The sequence below is a fragment of the Blastococcus sp. VKM Ac-2987 genome, assembly GCF_026967805.1.
Lineage (GTDB): Bacteria > Actinomycetota > Actinomycetes > Mycobacteriales > Geodermatophilaceae > Blastococcus.
The window spans coordinates 15,527-28,801 of sequence record NZ_JAPVBG010000003.1 but is presented as its reverse complement, the minus strand read 5'-3'; the positions used below and the strand labels follow the sequence as shown (position 1 = coordinate 28,801).

13 protein-coding genes are annotated in these 13,275 nt (G+C 71.9%); 10 read left to right on the top strand and 3 right to left on the bottom strand.

Annotated features, from left to right (window positions below; genetic code table 11):
- From O2W17_RS15510 to O2W17_RS15495, 4 genes are read left to right on the top strand one after another with little or no spacing between them, the layout of a single operon-like run.
- Window positions 1-735, top strand: a complete 735-nt coding sequence (locus tag O2W17_RS15510) for an ABC transporter ATP-binding protein (RefSeq protein ID WP_269193335.1) — start codon at window positions 1-3, stop codon at window positions 733-735.
- A 48-nt stretch (window positions 736-783) separates the two neighbouring features.
- Window positions 784-1,356 (top strand): amino acid permease, encoded by a 573-nt coding sequence (locus tag O2W17_RS15505; protein WP_269193334.1) that lies wholly within the window; start codon window positions 784-786, stop codon window positions 1,354-1,356.
- A gap of 5 nt (window positions 1,357-1,361) precedes the next feature.
- On the top strand, window positions 1,362-2,339 hold the full coding sequence (locus tag O2W17_RS15500; RefSeq protein ID WP_269193333.1) for a hypothetical protein: 978 nt from the start codon (window positions 1,362-1,364) through the stop codon (window positions 2,337-2,339).
- 53 nt (window positions 2,340-2,392) lie between these two features.
- Entirely contained in the window at window positions 2,393-4,444 is a 2,052-nt protein-coding gene (locus tag O2W17_RS15495; RefSeq protein WP_269193332.1) for a primary-amine oxidase, read from the top strand.
- 60 nt (window positions 4,445-4,504) lie between these two features.
- On the opposite strand, the gene O2W17_RS15490 is transcribed toward O2W17_RS15495, so the two are convergent.
- Window positions 4,505-5,116, bottom strand: a complete 612-nt coding sequence (locus tag O2W17_RS15490) for a TIGR03086 family metal-binding protein (protein ID WP_269193331.1) — start codon at window positions 5,114-5,116, stop codon at window positions 4,505-4,507.
- A 21-nt stretch (window positions 5,117-5,137) separates the two neighbouring features.
- On the opposite strand from O2W17_RS15490, the gene O2W17_RS15485 reads away from it, so the two are divergent.
- From O2W17_RS15485 to O2W17_RS15470, 4 genes are all read left to right on the top strand, one after another.
- On the top strand, window positions 5,138-5,557 hold the full coding sequence (locus O2W17_RS15485) for a DUF1810 domain-containing protein (protein WP_269193330.1): 420 nt from the start codon (window positions 5,138-5,140) through the stop codon (window positions 5,555-5,557).
- Between the two features lie 60 nt (window positions 5,558-5,617).
- Window positions 5,618-6,685: a glutathione S-transferase family protein gene (locus O2W17_RS15480; RefSeq protein WP_269193329.1), complete on the top strand. Its 1,068-nt coding sequence runs from the start codon at window positions 5,618-5,620 to the stop codon at window positions 6,683-6,685.
- Window positions 6,686-6,795: 110 nt separating this feature from the next.
- On the top strand, window positions 6,796-8,352 hold the full coding sequence (locus O2W17_RS15475) for an amidase (protein ID WP_269193328.1): 1,557 nt from the start codon (window positions 6,796-6,798) through the stop codon (window positions 8,350-8,352).
- 111 nt (window positions 8,353-8,463) lie between these two features.
- A complete protein-coding gene (locus O2W17_RS15470; protein WP_269193327.1) occupies window positions 8,464-8,901 on the top strand; it encodes a hypothetical protein in 438 nt (145 codons plus the stop codon).
- Window positions 8,902-8,956: 55 nt separating this feature from the next.
- Here O2W17_RS15470 and O2W17_RS15465 read toward each other — a convergent pair whose 3' ends face one another.
- Window positions 8,957-10,006 (bottom strand): LLM class F420-dependent oxidoreductase, encoded by a 1,050-nt coding sequence (locus tag O2W17_RS15465; RefSeq protein ID WP_269193326.1) that lies wholly within the window; start codon window positions 10,004-10,006, stop codon window positions 8,957-8,959.
- 66 nt (window positions 10,007-10,072) lie between these two features.
- On the bottom strand, window positions 10,073-11,614 hold the full coding sequence (locus O2W17_RS15460) for a class I adenylate-forming enzyme family protein (RefSeq protein WP_269193325.1): 1,542 nt from the start codon (window positions 11,612-11,614) through the stop codon (window positions 10,073-10,075).
- 151 nt (window positions 11,615-11,765) lie between these two features.
- On the opposite strand from O2W17_RS15460, the gene O2W17_RS15455 reads away from it, so the two are divergent.
- Entirely contained in the window at window positions 11,766-12,350 is a 585-nt protein-coding gene (locus O2W17_RS15455; protein ID WP_269193324.1) for a hypothetical protein, read from the top strand.
- Window positions 12,351-12,772: 422 nt separating this feature from the next.
- Window positions 12,773-13,261: a hypothetical protein gene (locus O2W17_RS15450; protein WP_269193323.1), complete on the top strand. Its 489-nt coding sequence runs from the start codon at window positions 12,773-12,775 to the stop codon at window positions 13,259-13,261.
- Window positions 13,262-13,275: the final 14 nt, after the last annotated feature.

Genomic DNA, 13,275 nt, shown 5'->3' with positions numbered 1-13,275 from the left:
ATGACCCTCGCCCCCGACACCGGCACCGCGAGCCCCGACGGGACGCCGGCGACCGCCCGCCCCGTCGTCCAGGTGACCGGCGCCTGGAAGCTGCACAAGCTCGGCGACGAGGTGGTCCGGGCGCTCGTCGCCGCCGACCTCACCGTGCTGCCCGGTGAGTTCGTCTGCCTGATGGGCCCCAGCGGCAGCGGCAAGTCCACGCTGCTCAACATCATCGGCGGGCTGGACCGGCCGACCAAGGGCACCGTGGTCATCAACGGCACGGACACCGCGACGCTCACCGAGAGCCAGTTCGCCGCCCTGCGCCACGACACCGTCGGCTTCATCTTCCAGAGCTACAACCTGATCCCGTTCCTGTCGGCCGTCGAGAACGTCGAGCTGCCGCTGATGTTCGAGCCCTACGACCGGGCGGCGCTCCGGAAGCGCGCCCTGGAGCTGCTCGACCTGGTCGGCCTGGGCCACCGGGTGGACCACTCCCCCACCAAGATGTCCGGCGGCGAGCAGCAGCGCACCGCCATCGCCCGCTCGCTGATCAGCAACCCGCAGCTGATCCTCGCCGACGAGCCCACGGCCAACCTCGACCACCGCACCGGCGCGACGGTCGTCCGCCTGCTCCGCGAGCTGTGCTCGGACCTCGGCGTCACAGTCGTCGCCAGCACGCACGACCCGACGGTCGCCGAGCAGGCCAGCCGCGTCGTCCGCATGACCGACGGCGCCATCGAGGGCGCGCACTAGCCGCCCGACCCACCCGCCCGCCCCCCTGCCCGACGCCCTGGAGTGCCCATGTCCGCCGATGCCCTGCCGACGTCCGCCGCCCCGCCGACGACTTCTCCGCCGACCACGCCCCCGCCGCGCGAGCAGCTCATGACCACCGAGCTGGTGCCCGAGCAGGTGCTGCCCAAGGTGATGAGCACGTTCGGCCTCACCGCCACCTACGTGTTCATCATCTGCTGGATCACCGGCTCCTCGGTGATGGCCACCGGCGGGTGGAACGCGATCCCGATGTGGGTGCTCGGCATCGTGCTCTTCCTCGCCCCGGCCGGCCTCGCCGTCGCCGAGCTCGGAAACCTGTGGCCCGGGCAGGGCGGGGTCTACATCTGGGCCTACCGCACGATGAACGAGCCGATGGCCTTCTTCGGCGGCTACCTGTCCTGGATGCCGGTGATCCTCAACGGCGCCGCGTCGCCGGCCATCGTGGTGCAGCTGCTGCTCCTGGCGTTCCACGCCGAGATCGGCATCACGCTGAGCATCATCCTGCAGCTGCTCATCCTCTGGGTGGTCATCGGGCTGGCGCTGGCCAAGCTGGCCGCCAACCAGCGGATCATGACCTCGCCTTCCTCACGTACGGCGCGCTGACCGCGGTGATCTTCGTGGCCGGCGCCCTGTACGCGGTGAACAACGGCGGGCCGGCCACCGAATTCGTCGCCCGCGACGCGCTCATCCCGAACTTCGCCGTCGGCGGTTTCCTCTTCGGCACCGTGCTGCTGTACCTGGTCGGCGTGGAGACGCCGTTCAACATGGGCGCGGAGTTCCTGTCGGTGAAGCGCAGCGCCACCCGCATGATCGGCTGGGGCTCGCTGGCGCTGATCGCCATCTACCTGCTCACCACGCTGGGCACGATGATGGCGCTGCCGTCCGAGCAGATCGACCCGGTCACCGGTGTCATCGGGATGCTCGACGTCGCCGGCTTCCCCGGGCTCATGGAGGTCGCCGCCGTCGTCCTCGCCGCGATCGTCTTCGTGGCCCTGGTGACCTACCAGATCGCCTACTCCCGGCTGATCTTCGTCTCCGGCCTCGAGCGGCACCTGCCCCGGATCTTCACCCACCTCAACCCGCGCACCCGCAATCCGGTCACCGCGCTGCTGGTCCAGGGAGCCCTGTCCTCGACGGTCATGGTGGCGCTGTTCTCCCAGTCCAGCCTGGCCAACGTCACCGTCTACCTGACCGGTGCGCTCAGCGTCATCTGGCTGGTGTCCGGCTTCTTCTTCTTCGTGCCGCTGGTGCGGGCCCGCAAGAAGTACGCGGACCGCTACGCCACCGAGGACTTCTGGCGGATCCCCGGCGGCATGCCCGCCGTCTGGGCCGTCGCCGTCATCGGCTCGCTGAGCACCACGGCCGGCATCTACTACTCCTTCGCCACGCCCTGGATCGACGTCCCGGCGTCGACCTGGATGACCTGGCTCGGCTCGATCGTGGCCGTGGCCCTGCTCGTGGGCGTGCTGGTCTACGTCTTCGGACGGCGCTCGGCGGCGAAGCTCAGCGCACCCGACGCCCTCGCCCACCTGGCCGTGCTCGAGCTGCCGCAGCAGCGCTCCACGTCAGCCGGCGATCCGGTCTGAACCCGGCCGCCGTCCCCCTTCCGATTCTCCACTCGTCCGAGGAGCCTTCCCGCATGGCCGTCGACACCGCACTGACCGATCTGCCCGGCGCCCCCACCGCCGCCGCGCCCCACCCGCTGGACCCGCTCAGCGGCGAAGAGATCGAGCGCACCGCCTCGATCGTGGGGGCGAGCGAGCACGCCACCCCCACCCTGCGGTTCGTGATGATCTCGCTGGCCGAGCCGGTCAAGCCGGCCGGCCTGGCCTTCGACCCCGCCGACGTCCCGCCCCGGCAGGCCTTCGTCGTCGCCTACGACGGCGCCCGGAAGCTCATCTTCGAAGGGGTCGTCGACCTCGACGCCGGGATGCTCGCCTCCTGGACGCCGGTGCCCGGCCGGTTCCCCTCCTACCTCGCCGAGCACATGGACGGCGTGGAGAAGGTGGTGGTGCAGGACCCGCGCTGGCAGGAGGCGATGCGCAAGCGCGGGGTCACCGACTTCGACCTGGCGATGGTGGACCCGTGGCCCACTGGCTACTACGGCGCGCAGGACCACTACGACAACTCCCCCCTGCTCTGCCGGCCGCTGACGTTCATCCGCTCCGAGCCCGGCGAGCACGGCTACGCGCGGCCGGTCGAGGGGGTCATCGTCACCTTCGACCTGGACGCCATGGCCGTGGTCGACGTCGAGGACCACGGCGTGGTGCCGCTCCCCCGGTACGCCGGGAACTACGAGGAACGGTTCCTGTTCCGCGAGGGCAACCGCCCGGCGTTCAGCCAGTTCCGCGACGACCTCAAGCCGATCGAGATCACCCAGCCCGAGGGCCCCAGCTTCACCGTCGACGGCCACTCCGTGACGTGGCAGAAGTGGGCGCTGCGGGTCGGGTTCAACCCGCGCGAGGGCCTGGTGCTGCACCAGCTCAGCTACACCGACCGCGGCGTCGAGCGGCCGATCATGTACCGGGCGGCACTGTCGGAGATGGTCGTCCCCTACGGCGACACCGCGCCCACCCACTGGAACAAGAACGTGTTCGACATGGGCGAGGTCGGGATGGGGCTGATGGCCAACCCCCTCACCCTGGGCTGCGACTGCCTCGGCGAGATCTTCTACTTCGACGGCGTCGTCAACGACTCCCTGGGCAACGCCGTCACCATCCCCAATGCCATCTGCATGCACGAGGAGGACTACGGCATCGCCTGGAAGCACACCGACTTCCGCACCGGCGTCGTCGAGGTCCGCCGCTCCCGACGGCTGGTCATCTCCTTCATCGCCACCGTCGGCAACTACGAGTACGGCTTCTTCTGGTACCTCTACACCGACGGGAACATCGAGTACGAGGTGAAGCTCACCGGCGTCCTGACCACCGGCGCGATCGCCGAGGGCGAGAAGCCGCGGTACGGCAACCTCGTCGCCCCCGGCCTCTACGGGCCGCACCACCAGCACCACTTCAACGTCCGCATGGACATGTGCGTGGACGGTCCGGGCAACAGCGTCTACGAGGTCGACTCGGTCCCCGAGCCCGACCCGGCCCTCAACCCGCACTCCAACGCCTGGATCACCCGGGAGACGCTGGTGGCGTCGGAGGCCGAGGGCGCCCGCGACTGGGAGTTCTCCACCGCGCGGTACTGGAAGGTGGTCAACCCCTCGAAGGTCAACGAGCTCGGCAGCCCGGTCGGCTACAAGCTGATGCCCCGCGACGTCGTCCCCTCGATGCTGCAGGAAGGTTCGGCCATCTACGACCGGGCGCGCTTCGTGCAGCACAACCTGTGGGTGACGAGGTACGAGCCCCGGGAGCTGTACGCCGCCGGCGACTACCCGTACCAGAGCCCCGACGCCCAGGGCCTGCCCGAGTACCTCGCCGACGACGCGCCGCTGGAGGACACCGACGTCGTGCTCTGGTACACCGTCGGCGCCCACCACGTGGTGCGACCGGAAGACTGGCCGGTCATGCCGTGCGCCTACATCGGCTTCATGCTCAAGCCGGTCGGCTTCTTCGACGGCAACCCGGCGCTCGACCTGCCGCCGAGCGCGTCGTGCTCGCACTGCCCCGCGGGCGCCTGCACCTGCGGGCACTCCGAGACCCACCGCGGGCTCCCGCTCGCCGAGAACGGGCACGGGCACGGCTGACCCGCGAGCCGCACACCGGTCCGGCGTCGCCCGCCCTGGGGTGGCGCCGGACCCGTGCGTTCAGCGCCGCCAACGCGGATCGCGGCCGGTGCGCCCCAGCAGCCGGTCGAACGCCGGCGCGTCGTCGGGCACGGGCACCGGCGGCCCGAACAGCCCCGCCGGCTCCCCCGAGGGGTCGCTGCGGTCGCCGACGAACTCCAGGCACGCCTGGACGGCGGCGTCGTCGGGCCGGTAGCCCTGGCCGGTGGCGACGGCGAGGTCCCAGCCGTGCACCAGCACCTCGTCCAGGGCGACGGTGGCCATCGCCGGCGCGGGCATCCGCACGCCGGCCACCTCCACCTCGCCCTCCCACGCGGCCGGTTCGCGCCAGGCGGCGGCCAGCGCCTCGAGCTGCGCGGGCAGCCGGGTGCGCCAGTCCGCGGGCAGGGCGGCCGCGTCCGCCGAGGGGCCGCCCTCGAACGCGGTCTTCTCCGCAGCGAACCGGAACGCCAGCGTCAGGCCCACCAGGTGGTCGAGCAGGCCGGCGACCGGCATGCCCTCGCACGGCGTCGGGTCGCCCAGCTGCTCGTCCCGCACCCCGGCCACCACGCGGGCCACCTCGGCGGTCTGCGGGCCCAGGTCGAGCGTCGTCGTCTCCATGCCGGTCAGACCGGCTCGCGGTGTGGAACTCATCGGCGTGGGCAAGGGGCCGGGGTGAGCGATTCCTCCGACCTCCGCCGGTTCGTCGACGCCCAGGCCCAGACCTACGACCAGGCCCTGGCCGAGCTGCGCGCCGGGGAGAAGCGCACCCACTGGATGTGGTTCGTCTTCCCGCAGATCGCCGGGCTCGGCCGCAGCGGCATGGCGCAGCGGTTCGCTCTCTCGGGACTGGACGAGGCCCGCGCCTACCTCGCGCACCCGGTGCTGGGCCGCCGGCTGGTCGAGTGCTCCCGGGCGCTCACCGCGCTGGACACCGACGACCCGGTGCGGGTCATGGGCTCGATCGACGCGCAGAAGCTGCGCTCGTCGATGACGCTGTTCGCCCGCGCCGCGCCGGAGCAGCCGGTCTTCCGCGAGGTGCTCGACCACTTCTTCGCCGGTGCCGAGGACGAGGCGACCACGAGTCGGCTCTGACGCACCGGCCGGTCAGCGGGACCCGGACGAGGGTCACCGGAACGCAATCGACCTCGGGGTGTGAGCCGCTCCCGTGCCGGGCACGCCTTCCCGGTGAGCCAATCGAGCAGTGGGTCCGGTTACGTCGAGGCGGAGTACTCGCGCGACTCCAAGTACATCTCCGACCGCATCACCAGCGACGGCTCCGGCCGCTGGCCGGTCGAGGCGGGGCGGTACCGGCTCGTCGTCGCCCGGGCCTGCCCGTGGGCGAACCGCTCGGTGGTCGTGCGCCGGCTGCTGGGCCTGGAGGGCGCCATCTCGATGGGGATGTGCGGCCCGACCCACGACGAGCGCAGCTGGACCTTCGACCTGGACCCCGGCGGCCGTGACCCCGTGCTGGGCTACGAGCGGCTGCAGGAGGCCTTCCTCGCCCGCGACCCCGAGTACCCGCGCGGCATCACCGTGCCGGCGATGGTCGACGTGCCGAGCGGCGCCGTCGTCACCAACGACTTCCCGCAGATGACCCTGGACTTCTCCACCCAGTGGACCGCCCACCACCGGGCGGGCGCCCCCGACCTCTACCCCGAGCCCCTGCGGGACGAGATGGACGAGGTCATGGAGCGGGTCTACACCGAGGTCAACAACGGGGTGTACCGCTGCGGGTTCTCCGGCTCCCAGCGCGCCTACGACAAGGCGTACGACCGGCTGTTCACGACGCTGGACTGGCTGAGCGAGCGGCTCGAGCACCGCCGCTTCCTCATGGGCGGTCAGATCAGCGAGGCCGACGTCCGGCTGTTCACCACCCTGGCGCGGTTCGACACCGTCTACCACGGCCACTTCAAGTGCAACCGGCAGAAGCTGAGCGAGATGCCGGTGCTGTGGGCGTACGCGCGCGACCTGTTCCAGACCCCGGGGTTCGGTGACACGATCGACTTCCCGCAGATCAAGGAGCACTACTACGTGGTGCACGCCGACATCAACCCGACGCAGATCATCCCGAAGGGCCCCGACACCTCCGGCTGGCTGATGGCGCACAACCGCGAGCAGCTCGGCGACCGGCCCTTCGGCGACGGCACCCCGCCCGGGCCCCCGCCGGCCGACGAGCAGGTGCCCGCCGACCACGGCCCCGGCGGGATCGGCCACCGCTGACCGCCGCCAGGCCGGCCGGCCGGCGGATCAGCGGCGTTCACCTGGCACGGAACGCGGGAGGAACGGGATGCTCCACCCGTCGACTCCCCTCCCTCCCTGAGAGGTGCGCCATGCCGGTCGCCCGTCCGTCCGCCGCCGACCTGTCCCGGATCGCCGAGCAGTTCCACTTCACGCTCGATCCCGACCAGCTGAAGGCCTTCGGCGATCTCCTGGAGGCCGGCCCGTGGGTCGGCTACGACGCGCTCGACGAGATGGAGGACCCCGCCCCGGAGGTGCGCTACACGCGCGGCCCGGCCGAGCGGCCCGATGACGCGGACAACCTCTACGGCGCCTGGTACGTCCGTTGCCGAATCGAGGGCGCGCCCGAGGGTCCCCTGGCCGGCAGGACCCTCGTGATCAAGGACAACGTCTGCGTCGCCGGTGTCCCGATGATGAACGGCACCGTGACGCTCGAGGGATACGTGCCCGAGCTCGACGCCACCGTGGTCGAGCGGGTGCTGGCCGCCGGCGGCACGATCCTGGGCAAGTCGGTCTGCGAGGCGCTCTGCTTCTCCGGCGGCAGCCACACCTCCGACACCGGCCCGGTGCGCAACCCCTACGACCTCACCCGCTCCGCCGGGGGATCCTCCAGCGGGTCGGCCGCGCTCGTGGCCGCCGGCGAGGTCGACATGGCCATCGGCGGGGACCAGGGCGGTTCGGTGCGCATGCCCGCCGGGTGGACCGGCATCTACGGGCTGAAGCCCACCTGGGGCCTGGTGCCCTACACCGGCGCGATGCCGATCGAGCCGACCGTCGACCACCTGGGCCCGATGGCGCGCACCACCGCCGACGTCGCCCTGCTCCTGGAGGTCATCGCCGGCGCCGACGGGATGGACCCGCGCCAGGGAGGTCCGCAGTCGGCACCGCCCCGGCAGACGTCGTACACCGACGCGCTGACCGGGGACGTCTCCGGCCTGCGACTGGCGGTCGTCCGTGAGGGCTTCGCCATCGAGGGGCTCTCGGAGCCGGAGGTCGATGCGGCCGTCCGGGAGGCGATCGCCCGGTACACGGAGCTGGGCGCCGTCGCGGAGGAGGTGTCCATCCCCTGGCACAGCGCCGCCATGCCGGTCTGGAGCGCGGTCGCCAGCGAGGGCATGGCCAACACCATGATCCGCGGCAACGGCATGGGCACCGGCTGGCGGGGCCGCTACACGACCGACCTGCTGGAGCACTTCGCGCAGGGACGGCGCGACAAGGCGGACCAGTTGTCCGACACCGTCAAGCTCACCCTGCTGGCCGGCCAGTGGATGCTCGACACCTACGGCGGCGCCTACTACGCCAAGGCGATGAACCTGGTGCCCGTGGCGATCGCCGCGTACGACGCGGTCCTGGCCGATTTCGACCTGCTCGTGATGCCGACCCTGCCGATGGTGGCCACCGTGCTGCCCCCGGCGGACGCGTCCCCGGCCGACGTGGTCGCGCGCGGGCTGGAGATGATCGTGAACACCGCACCGTTCGACATCACCGGGCACCCGGCCATGAACGTGCCCTGCGCGATGTCCGAGGCGGGGCTGCCGGTGGGGATGATGCTCGTCGGCCGGCACGGTGACGAGCGGACGGTCCTGCGCGCATCCCACGCCTTCGAGCAGCACGTCTTCGCGCCGCCGTCGCCGCCCGCTCTCGGCTGATCCACCGGACGGGGCCGGCGCCGCTGCGGGGTTCTGCCCGGGTGTCGTCCGCGGCTGCCTGCCTGTGGACAACGCCGCGGCGGGTCCCCGCGGCCTGCCACGGTGTCGGGCATGAAGACACCCCCGCTCGCCGATGCCCCCGTCCGATCCGCCGACGACCTCACCGGCCGCTGGCACGCCGTCCTCGGCTCCGCCGAGTTCGACCGGCGCAGCCTGTGGCTGACCTGGTTCGGCGCCGACGGCCGCCAGCTGCCGGTGGTGGTCCCGGTCGAGGACCTGCCGCTCGTGCCCGACCCCGTGCTGCTGGTCGGGCTGCGGGAGGTGCACGGGTCGGTCGTCGGCGACCAGCTCGGCGGGGCGGGCCACCTCGCCCTGGCGCTGTGCCGGCCCGGCGAGCCGGCGATCACCGCGGCCGACGACGACTGGGCCGAGGCGCTGCGCTCGGTCCTCGACGACGACCGGGTGGCCGGCACCTGGACCCTGCACCTGGCCGCCGGCGGCAGCGTGCTGCCGCTCGTCGCCGCGCCGTCCGGCGTCTGGACCGGCTGACGCGGCCGCGGGCGGCGGGCCCGGGCGGCTCCGTCCCCCCGCCCGGGCGGTGCGGTCAGGCCATGGCCTTCAGCTGCTCGATCGCGCGGAGCCGCTGCGCGTGGTCGGCGGCGAGCGGCACGGCGTTCAGCGTGGTGACGCCGGCGTCGGCGAAGGCGGCGACCCGCTCGGCGACGTAGCTCTGCGGGCCGACCAGCGAGACGCCCCGGACGAACTCCTCCGGCAGCGCGGCGGCCGCCTCGTCCTTGCGCCCGGCGAGGTAGAGATCCTGCACGGTGGCGGCCGCGTCGGCGTAGCCGTAGCGCACGGCCAGGTCGTTGTAGAAGTTCTTCCCGCGCGCCCCCATGCCGCCGACGTAGAGCGCGATCTTCGCGCGCACCTGGTCCAGCGCCGCGGCCTGCTCGGCGGCGTCCTCGCTGATCAGCAGCTGGGTGTCGGCGGAGATCTCCAGCGGCCCGAGCGCGGGGTCCCGCTTCGCCGTCCCCTCGGCCAGCGCCTCCCCGAACGCCGTCTCGCTGCCCTCGGGCAGCATGAACGCCGGCTGCCACGCCTCGAAGAGCTCCGCGGCGAGCGCGACATTCTTGGGGCCGATGGCGGCCAGCAGCATCGGGATCCGCGGCCGCACCGGCTCGTTGATCAGCTTCAGCGGCTTGCCCAGCCCGCTGCCGCCGCGCTCGGGCGTGAGCGGCACGTCGACGTGCTCGCCGTGGTGGTCGACCTTCTCCCGGCGCCACACCGTGCGGCAGACCTCCACCACCTCGCGGGTCGTGGCCAGCGGGGCGGTGTAGGGCACGCCGTGGAAGCCCTCGACCACCTGCGGCCCGGAGGCGCCGATGCCGAGGGTGAAGCGGCCGCCGGAGAGGAAGTCCAGGCCGGCGGCGGTCATGGCCAGCAGCGTCGGCGTCCGCGAGTAGATGTTGAGGATCCCCGACGCGATCTCCACCGTCGTGGTCTTCGCGGCGAGGTAGCCGAGGTGGCTCACGGCGTCGAACGAGTAGGCCTCGGCGACGTAGACGGTGTCGAGACCGGCGCTCTCGTACTCGGCGATGACGGCGGTGGTCCGGTCGAACCCCCCGCTGTAGGAGATGGGCATGCCGATGCGCACGGGGAGCTCCTGCCGACGAGGGAACGGGTACCCGCAACGTAGCGAAACCCGCCGTCCCCTGTCCGGTTACCGCAGGCGCGGGACGGCGATCCAGCCCTCGGCCTCGCGCAGCGAGCTCTTCAGCACCTTGCCGCCGGCGTTGCGCGGCAGCGGCCCCTCGATCACCCGCACGAACTGCGGGCACTTGAAGTCGGCCAGCCGCTCGCCGGCGAACCCGCACAGGGCCGGTACGAGCTCGTCGGCGGTGATCCCCGGCCGGGGCAGGACGACGGCGCCGACCTTCTCCCCCATCACCGGGTCGGGGACGCCGACGACGGCGACCTCGAGGACGTCGGGGTGCTCGGCGAGGGCGTTCTCCACCTCGACGCTGTACACGTTCTCGCCGCCGCGGTTGATCATGTCCTTGGCGCGGTCGACGATCCGCACGATGCCGTCGGTGATCGTGGCCAGGTCACCGGTGTGCAGCCAGCCGTCGACGAACGTCTCCGCCGTCCGCGCGGGGTCGCCCCAGTAGCCGGCGACGACGTTCGGGCCGCGCACCAGCAGCTCGCCCACCCCCGTTCCCGGGTCGGGGCGGTCGAGGCGAACCTCGTTGACCGGCGTCGGGTAGCCGACGGCGTCGGCGTGGGTCTCGGCGTGGTCGTGCGGGAGGAAGGTGGCCAGCGCCGAGGTCTCGCTGAGGCCGAACCCGTTGCCGAGGCGCGCGTTCGGGAACGCCGTCCGCAGCCGGTGCACCAGCTCGGGGGCGATCGGCGCGCCGCCGTAGCTGAGCGTGCGGACGGTGGAGACGTCGGTGGTCGCGAGCGCGGGGTGGCGCAGCACCAGCTCGTAGATCGTCGGGACGCTGGTGAGCAGCGTGACGCCGTGCTCGGGGATGGCGGCCAGGAAGGCCGTGGCGTCGAAGCGTGGCATCAGCACCGAGGTGCCGCCCAGGGCGATCTGGGTGAGGAACTGCGAGTTGCAGCCGGTGACGTGGAAGAGCGGTACCGAGATGAGCGTGGCGTGACGTACCTGCGGGTCGCGGCTGAGGTCGCGGCAGCGGATGACCGACTCGATGTTGCTGAGGAAGTTCTCGTGGGTGGTCATCGCGCCCTTGGGGCGGCCGGTCGTGCCGCTCGTGTAGAAGAGCGCGGCGACGTCGGCGTGCGCCGGGTCGGGCAGCTCCCGCGGCTCGCCGTCGGGCAGCGGCTCACCCGGGCGGACGACGTGGGCGGCACCGCAGTCGGCGAGGATGAAGTCCGCCTCGGCCGGGGCCAGGCGGGTGTTCATCGGGACGACGACGGCACCGGCGAGCTGGGCTCCCCAGAACGCGAGCACCCAGTCGACTCCGTTGGGCAGCTGGACGGCGACCCGGTCGCCGGTGCCCACGCCGGCGTCGCGGAGGCCACCGGCGACGCGCCTGGCCCGCTGCCAGAGCTGCACATAGGTGAGCCGGCCGCCGCCGAGCTCGACCATGGCGGTCCGCTCGCCGCGGGCCTCGACAACGTCGGCGAGCATGCGCACGATGTTGACCGGCAGGGCGGTGTACCGGCGGATGCCGTCGGCACCGGTCTCGATGCCGCGGGTGTCGAACGGGTAGGTGCCCGTCGCGACGTCGTCCGTGCCCATGCGTCCCCCAGTTCCGATGGCCTGATCCGGTCGGATTGTGCGCCGGTGAGCCACGTCTCGTCGGAGGGGGCGGTCACCCGATCCGGCGGCAGTGCCCGGTTGTCCACAGTTACGGAACCGGATACGCCCGCACCCTGCGTAGTCTCCCGCTGTGCGTGATCTTCGGGGAGCCACTGTCCGGACGGCGCTCGGCGGCCTCATGGCCGGGGCGTTGCTGCTCACCGGGTGCGCGGAGAAGCAGGAGGCGAGCACCGCCCTGCCCGCTCCTTCGGCCAGCGAGACGACGCCGGAGCTGCCGGTCCTGGGGCCGGCCGACTTCCCTGTTCCCGACGAGGCCCGCACCAAGGACGCCGCCGGCGCCGAAGCCTTCCTGCGCTACTGGATCGACCTGCTCAACCGGCAGCGAGCCATTCCCGCCGGAGGACCCATCCGAGAGCTGGGACCGGAGTGCCAGGAATGTGTGCGGATTGCTGGCAACTACGACGATGCCGCCGCCGCCGGAGATCGCTATGACGGCGGAGAGCTCAGCCTCAACGACGCCACCGCTCCGGAGTTTGACGCGGACGAGGCGATGATCGCCTTCGGCGCGCGACGCGAACCTGTCGCTCTGATCGGCCGAAGCGGGGCCGTCCTGGAATCGCGTCGTGAAGCGGCTCCGAATCTCAGCTCAGGCATCACGCTCGTCTGGTCCGAGCCAGACCGCTCCTGGCTCGTGAAGAGCTTCACGCTCGGATGACTCGGCACACGGCTCGAGTGCTCACCGTCCTTGTGTGGACTCTGGGGACGATGCTCGTCGGCATCTCCCCCGTGCTGGCATGCTCGTTTGATGATTGCGGGAGCACCGACGTCGGCGACGGGACTGTCGACGTCGGATTTTCCGGACCGCGCGTCGGGGAGCTCGTCGCCGGCAGCCCGGAGGGGACGGTCAATTACATCTGGCGGTTGCAGCATCTGTGCGTCCTCTCAGACGAACGCCAGGGCGGCTGCTCGGCCATGGATTTCCGTGAGTGCCCCCAAGAGCCGGGACGGGTCGTCCAATACCTCGTGGTGCAACAGCGTCGAGTCGTCCGCCCCGACGGCACCGTTGTCCCGCGCGCGGACGGAACACCGGTATCCGTGCCCGACGGCTTAGGTCCGGGGGATCCGGTAGGAGACTGGATGGACGACCGGCAGGGCTGCATCGACATCACGCCGCTGAACCCGCCGCCGTCGCCGGCCGAGGTGTTCAGCTACTTCCAGCGCCTCCCGCTCCCGGAGCTCACCACCCAGCACCAGCCACCCGGGGACGGCCTCACCGGCCTGCCGGTCATCTTCTACACCGACTCACCCACCCAGACCTTCACCGTCGACATCCGCGGCTTCTCCGTCACCATCGCAGCCACCGCCGAACAGTTCACCTGGCACACCGGCGACTCGGCCGGCTCGATCACCACCACCGGCCCGGGCGCGCCCTACCCCGACCAGACGATCGAGCACTCCTACCGATCGGGCACCTACACCGCCTCCCTCACCGTCACGTGGGGCGCAACCTTCAGCGTCGACGGCAGCGCCGCCGCCGACGTCCCCGGCACCACCACCACCGACGGCCCACCGGTCACCTTCGACGTCCTCCAGGCCCGCACCGTTCTCACCAATCCCTACGACTGACCGGCTGACCAGCG

Excerpts from the sequence above, each read along its gene's own strand:
- O2W17_RS15510 (WP_269193335.1), top strand. The coding sequence starts at position 1 with ATGACCCTCGCCCCCGACACCGGCACCGCGAGCCCCGACGGGACGCCG.
- O2W17_RS15505 (WP_269193334.1), top strand. The coding sequence starts at position 784 with ATGTCCGCCGATGCCCTGCCGACGTCCGCCGCCCCGCCGACGACTTCT.
- O2W17_RS15495 (WP_269193332.1), top strand. The coding sequence starts at position 2,393 with ATGGCCGTCGACACCGCACTGACCGATCTGCCCGGCGCCCCCACCGCC.
- O2W17_RS15490 (WP_269193331.1), bottom strand. The coding sequence starts at position 5,116 with ATGAGTTCCACACCGCGAGCCGGTCTGACCGGCATGGAGACGACGACG.
- O2W17_RS15475 (WP_269193328.1), top strand. The coding sequence starts at position 6,796 with ATGCCGGTCGCCCGTCCGTCCGCCGCCGACCTGTCCCGGATCGCCGAG.
- O2W17_RS15470 (WP_269193327.1), top strand. The coding sequence starts at position 8,464 with ATGAAGACACCCCCGCTCGCCGATGCCCCCGTCCGATCCGCCGACGAC.
- O2W17_RS15460 (WP_269193325.1), bottom strand. The coding sequence starts at position 11,614 with ATGGGCACGGACGACGTCGCGACGGGCACCTACCCGTTCGACACCCGC.
- O2W17_RS15450 (WP_269193323.1), top strand. The coding sequence starts at position 12,773 with ATGGACGACCGGCAGGGCTGCATCGACATCACGCCGCTGAACCCGCCG.